Source organism: Acinetobacter sp. AR2-3 (assembly GCF_001878775.1).
GTDB lineage: Bacteria > Pseudomonadota > Gammaproteobacteria > Pseudomonadales > Moraxellaceae > Acinetobacter > Acinetobacter lwoffii_D.
Window position 1 is genome coordinate 1 of sequence record NZ_MJIQ01000097.1, and the last position, 5,654, is coordinate 5,654.

General features: G+C 41.7%; 4 protein-coding genes and 1 pseudogene. 3 read left to right on the forward strand and 2 right to left on the reverse strand.

What is annotated here, in order from left to right:
• Positions 1-147: pseudogene (locus BFN00_RS15225) on the reverse strand (IS5/IS1182 family transposase); the annotation flags it as partial.
• 154 nt (positions 148-301) lie between these two features.
• The gene (locus tag BFN00_RS15230) at positions 302-1,255 is read right to left on the reverse strand and encodes a LysR substrate-binding domain-containing protein (RefSeq protein ID WP_071852301.1); all 954 of its coding nucleotides are present in this window, start codon (positions 1,253-1,255) and stop codon (positions 302-304) included.
• Between the two features lie 245 nt (positions 1,256-1,500).
• On the opposite strand from BFN00_RS15230, the gene BFN00_RS15235 reads away from it, so the two are divergent.
• From BFN00_RS15235 to BFN00_RS15245, 3 genes are all read left to right on the forward strand, one after another.
• Complete coding sequence (locus tag BFN00_RS15235; RefSeq protein ID WP_071852302.1) at positions 1,501-2,724, forward strand: acyl-CoA dehydrogenase; 1,224 nt, start codon at positions 1,501-1,503, stop codon at positions 2,722-2,724.
• Between the two features lie 228 nt (positions 2,725-2,952).
• Positions 2,953-4,359 (forward strand): MFS transporter, encoded by a 1,407-nt coding sequence (locus BFN00_RS15240; RefSeq protein ID WP_071852303.1) that lies wholly within the window; start codon positions 2,953-2,955, stop codon positions 4,357-4,359.
• 44 nt (positions 4,360-4,403) lie between these two features.
• The coding region (locus BFN00_RS15245; RefSeq protein ID WP_071852304.1) for a CaiB/BaiF CoA transferase family protein at positions 4,404-5,654 on the forward strand (1,251 nt) is incomplete at its 3' end.

Genomic DNA, 5,654 nt, shown 5'->3' on the forward strand with positions numbered 1-5,654 from the left:
TTGATTTCGTCCGTGCTTGCCTTGTGGTTGTGCATACCATTGGGTCTTAGGATCAAACCAGATTGAAATATTTCCTCGCTTGATTAAAGCTTGGTTATACGAGGACCAATTGGTTGTACGGTAAGTTTTAGGTGCAGGCTTCTTCATCTGGAAATTATATTGCTAAAGAAGCCCTCAAGAATAGCTTTGTGCAACAAAGCCTATTGATTGATAAAGAGCGTAATAAGAAGCTAATCGATATTCTACAGTGATGACATAGGCTGGTGTGAATCCCTCTGGTTTTGAGTGCTAAGTCTCTTAGTTATCTTGGATCATGCAGGGCATATTCATCAGTTAATTCTTTCTGAATCCACGCTACAAATTTTTCAATCAGTGGTGAATTTTCCTGACTAGAATGCATTAAATAATAAGCGCGCTTTTTTTCGAGTTTCCTGGTAGAAACCATAACCAGTTCAACTTTCTGTAACTCTTTTTCAATCAGCATCTGTGGAATTAATGCCATTCCCATACCATGATTGGCTGCAACCGCTAACATTGAAAATAATTCATGTCGTTGCCCATGATTAGGGTTTGGATGTTTTATGGGATAGAGATTAAACCATTCCTCCCAAATATGTGGTCTTGTCGTTTGCTGTAATAAAGGGAGCTCTATTAATTGTTGTGCACTTAAATCAAAGCTATTGGTATTGATCATAGTCGCATCCGGAAAATAGTGTTTGATTAAGCTGGGTGCGCATACAGCAACCACATCTTCATACATTAAAAAGTGACTATGTGTACCAGGCCATTGTTCAACTTGTTGAGGGGTGCCTGCATAAATAGCAGCATCTAAAATATGGTCATTAAATAAAAAAGGTCGTGTGCTCGTTTCTAAATGGATTGTAATTTCAGGATAAAGCTGGTTAAAGCTTGGTAATTTGGGTAACAACCACCGGGTAGCGAATGTTGGTACCACACCTAATTTTAGAGTGCCTCCTTGTCCTTTATGTGCAATGACATCCAAAGTGGTTTGTTCCAATCCCTTTAAATAAGGAGTGATACTTTTGTAATATTGTTTTCCTACATAAGTTAATTCTACGCCATGACGAGTGCGGGTGAATAAGAGAGCATTTAAATAATTTTCTAATTGTTGTATTTGTCGCGAAACCGCACTTTGGCTTAGAAATAGTTCTTGTGATGCGTGGGTATAACTCGCATGCCGTGCTGCCGATTCGAAGCATAAAAGTGCTTGTAGAGGCGGAATTTTACGGCGCATAAATTCATCCTTGAAAAAATTAAGATATTAATAAATTACATAACAGTATTCTTTGACTATAAGACATTAGTGTTAAAAATGCCCTAATAGGTCGCTCATCTATATTTGAAAGTTGTTAATTTTAATAAGATATGCGGTTTTTGCATAACTGCATGCATATTTATTGTTTGAAAGAAAGATTATTCACGCATAAAGTCAATTCCAGAATAATACAACGCATGGATATAAGGGACTGGTAGGACACTATGAATCAGATGGTAAATACGAAGAAAGTAAATCAATCAAATTTTAATTGGCAAGACCCGTTTTTAATCGAACAGCAACTGACGTCAGAAGAGCGCATGATCCGCGATGCAGCGGCAGCGTACTGTCAAGACAAACTGATGCCGCGTGTACTGGAACAGTTCCGCCATGAAAAAACTGATCCGGCCATTTTCCGTGAGATGGGTGAACTTGGTCTGCTAGGCCCAACCATTCCAGAACAGTACGGTGGTGCAGGTTTAAATTATGTCAGTTATGGTCTGATTGCCCGTGAAGTTGAACGTGTCGATTCAGGTTATCGCTCAATGGCCAGCGTACAAAGTTCTCTGGTGATGGTACCCATTAATGAATTTGGTTCTGAAGAGCAAAAGCAAAAGTATTTACCAAAATTAGCAACCGGTGAATATATTGGTTGCTTCGGCTTGACCGAGCCAGATCATGGTTCTGATCCGGGTAGCATGATTACCCGTGCTAAAAAAGTCGAGGGTGGTTACCGTTTAACTGGCGCAAAAATGTGGATTACCAACAGCCCGATTGCCGATGTATTTGTAGTTTGGGCCAAAGAAGTATCCGCTGAAGGCAATGTCGGTGACATTCGCGGATTTATTTTGGAAAAAGGCTGGGAAGGGCTTTCTGCTCCAGCAATTCACGGCAAAGTGGGTCTACGTGCCTCAATCACCGGTGAAATTGTGATGGATAATGTCTTTGTACCTGAAGAAAATGCATTTCCAGAAGTACGTGGCTTAAAAGGTCCATTTACCTGTCTGAACAGTGCCCGTTACGGGATTGCCTGGGGTGCCATGGGTGCAGCAGAGTTCTGTTGGCATACCGCACATCAGTACACCATGGACCGTAAACAGTTTGGCCGACCACTCGCTGCGAATCAGCTGATCCAGAAGAAACTGGCAGATATGCAAACTGAAATTGCCCTTGGCTTACAGGTGGCTTTACGTTTTGGCCGCATGAAGGATGAAGGCATTGCTTCAGTTGAAGGTACGTCTTTAATTAAGCGTAATAACTGCGGTAAGGCTCTGGATATTGCACGTCTGGCACGTGACATGATGGGCGGTAACGGTATTTCTGATGAGTTTGGTGTAGCGCGTCATCTGGTCAATCTGGAAGTGGTAAATACCTATGAAGGTACTCATGATGTGCATGCGTTAATTTTAGGACGTGCACAGACTGGTATTGCTGCATTCTGTAATTAAGTGATTTCGTTCATTCAGGATGTCCATTATTGAACATCATGAATAGATTTCGTATTAAAAATCAATAATTTGAATTAAAGGATTCATCGTGGAACATTCTTGTAAATCTGTGCATTTGCAAGCCTGAAGTTCAAATAAAATACGAGAAAAAGAATAAAGAACTTAAGGTAAATGTAGAGAAATAATAGGACTACCGATGACTCATTTGGGAAAATGAGGGATATGGAAATGAATAATGATATGCAGGCTGGAGCAGGAACGCTCAGCAGAAAATTACCATCCAATGTAGGCACAGCACATCGCATTCATAAAAACACCTGGAAAATTGCATTTGTCTTTGCATTTATTTCACTGGTGATTGATGGCGTCGATATCATGCTGCTGTCATTTAGCTTGACCAGTTTGAAAGCTGAGTTTGGACTGACTTCATTTCAAGCCGGGATGTTAGGAAGTTCATCACTTGCAGGCATGGCGCTGGGCGGAATTACCGGTGGATGGGCATGTGATAAATTTGGCCGAGTAAAAACCATTGCCTGGTCTGTGGTTTTCTTTTCGATCATGACCTGTATTTTGGGATTCACCCAAAGTTATGAGCAGTTCATGATTCTACGTTTTATCGGGGCATTTGGATTGGGCTCGTTATATATGGCATGTAATACGCTCATGGCAGAATATGTTCCTACCAAGTATCGTACCACTGTTTTAGGCACCTTACAGACCGGACAGACAATCGGTTACATCGTGGCGACGTTATTGGCCGGCGCAATTATTCCCGACCATGGCTGGCGTATGCTGTTTTATGTGACCATTGTTCCGGCTGCCTTTGCGCTCATTTTCATGCGTTTTGTACCTGAACCTGCATCTTGGCAGGAAGCAAAAATTGAACAGTTTAAACGTAAAGAATTGAAAATTGAGCCTACGCCTGAAACAGTCACGGCAAAAGCACCTTCTGAAAGTGTCTATAAACGTATTTTTGGGCATACCCAGCATCGTAAAATGTTCTTGTTATGGATGAGTACTGCTGCGTTCTTACAGTTTGGTTACTATGGTGTTAATAACTGGATGCCAACCTACTTAGAAACTGAATTGAACATGAATTTCAAGGCATTAACAGGCTATATGGTGGGTGCCTATACGGCGATGATTCTAGGGAAAATTATTGCAGGCTATGCAGCAGATAAATTAGGGCGTCGGGCAACTTTCGTCTTTGGAACAGTTGCGACAGCCGCATTTTTACCGGTAATTATTTTCTACAATACACCAGGCAATATTGCGTACCTGTTAATTACCTTCGGTTTCCTTTATGGAATTCCTTATGGTGTAAATGCAACCTATATGGCGGAAACCTTCTCGACCGATGTACGTGGTACAGCCATTGGTGGTGCCTATAACATGGGACGCTTAGGGGCTGCGATTGCACCTGCGACTATCGGAATTATTGCTGCAGGTGGTTCATTCACCATGGCATTTATCGTGATGGGCGCAGCTTATTTTATTGCCGGTGTGATTCCAGGATTCTTTATCCGTGAACGTCAGTATGACCCGCAGCAATCTTCATTAGTGACGGCTACCAATACGGAAGAGAAAACACCGAGTAGTGTAGCAGTAACCAACAAAACCATTACCGCTAAATAATAAAAACAGCCGGCAGAGTTCTCTGCTGGCTTTTGGAGTAGAACATGGGTGCATTGCAAGGAATTCGAGTACTAGATTTAAGCCGTGTACTGGCAGGTCCATGGTGCGGCCAGATTCTGGCAGATCTGGGTGCGGAAGTAATTAAAATTGAACGTCCTAAAGTCGGAGATGATACCCGTATGTGGGGACCGCCATGGATGCTAGACAATCAAGGTGCTGCAACTCGCGAATCTGGTTATTACCAATCTGCCAATCGCAACAAATATTCAGTTGCTATCGATATTGCGAGTGAAGCAGGACAGGAACTGATTCGAGAAATTGCCAAAACTGCTGATGTGGTCATTGAAAATTATAAAGCCGGTTCATTGGAAAAATACGGCTTGGATTATGCATCTTTAAATCAGATTAATCCGAACTTGGTGTATTGTTCGATTACCGGATTTGGTCAAACTGGACCACGTGCTGAAGAACCAGGTTATGACTTTATTATTCAGGGTATGTCAGGATTAATGAGCATCACCGGTGAAAAAGATGAACTTCCGGGTGGCGGTGCACAAAAAGTTGGGGTAGCCGTGGTCGATATTCAAACCGGTTTGTATGCCACGGTGGCTATTCAGGCCGCTTTACTGGCACGCCAGCATACCGGTCGTGGACAATATATCGATTTATCTTTATTAGATGTTCAGGTGGCTACACTGGCCAATCAGGGGATGAATTATCTTACCACCGGCATATCTCCAAAGCGTATGGGAAATAATCATCCTAATATTGTGCCTTATCAAACTTTTAAGGCCAAAGATAAAGAATTTATTATTGCTTGCGGCAATGATAAGCAGTTTAAAGATTTATGCATCGCTATTGGATTGCCTGAATTATTAGAGGATAAAAAATTCCAGCGTAATCAGGATCGGGTTAAACATCGTGATGAATTGATTCCATTATTGTCAGAATATTTTTTGGCTAAAAATGCACAAGATTGGGTCGCGGCCATTCATGCAGTAAAAGTACCGGTCGGAGTGATTAATTCAATTGAAGATGCATTGAATGAGCCACAAATTAAATCGCGTGACATGGTGGTGAATGTTACACATCCGTTGAATGATCAGTTTAAAATGATTGGTTCACCGATCAAGTTATCCGATACACCAGTTGAATATAAGCATGCTGCACCGCAATTGGGAGAGCATACGGGAAAAATTTTATCGCAATTTAAAACGCGAGAAGAACTGGAGGTATTACGGGCGAAAGGCATTATTGATGGTTCTATAAATAGTAGACCTCTTGCGAAAGTAAAA

Coding starts and splice junctions, on each gene's coding strand:
- BFN00_RS15230 (WP_071852301.1), bottom strand. CDS start 1,255: ATGCGCCGTAAAATTCCGCCTCTACAAGCACTTTTATGCTTCGAATCG.
- BFN00_RS15235 (WP_071852302.1), top strand. CDS start 1,501: ATGAATCAGATGGTAAATACGAAGAAAGTAAATCAATCAAATTTTAAT.
- BFN00_RS15240 (WP_071852303.1), top strand. CDS start 2,953: ATGAATAATGATATGCAGGCTGGAGCAGGAACGCTCAGCAGAAAATTA.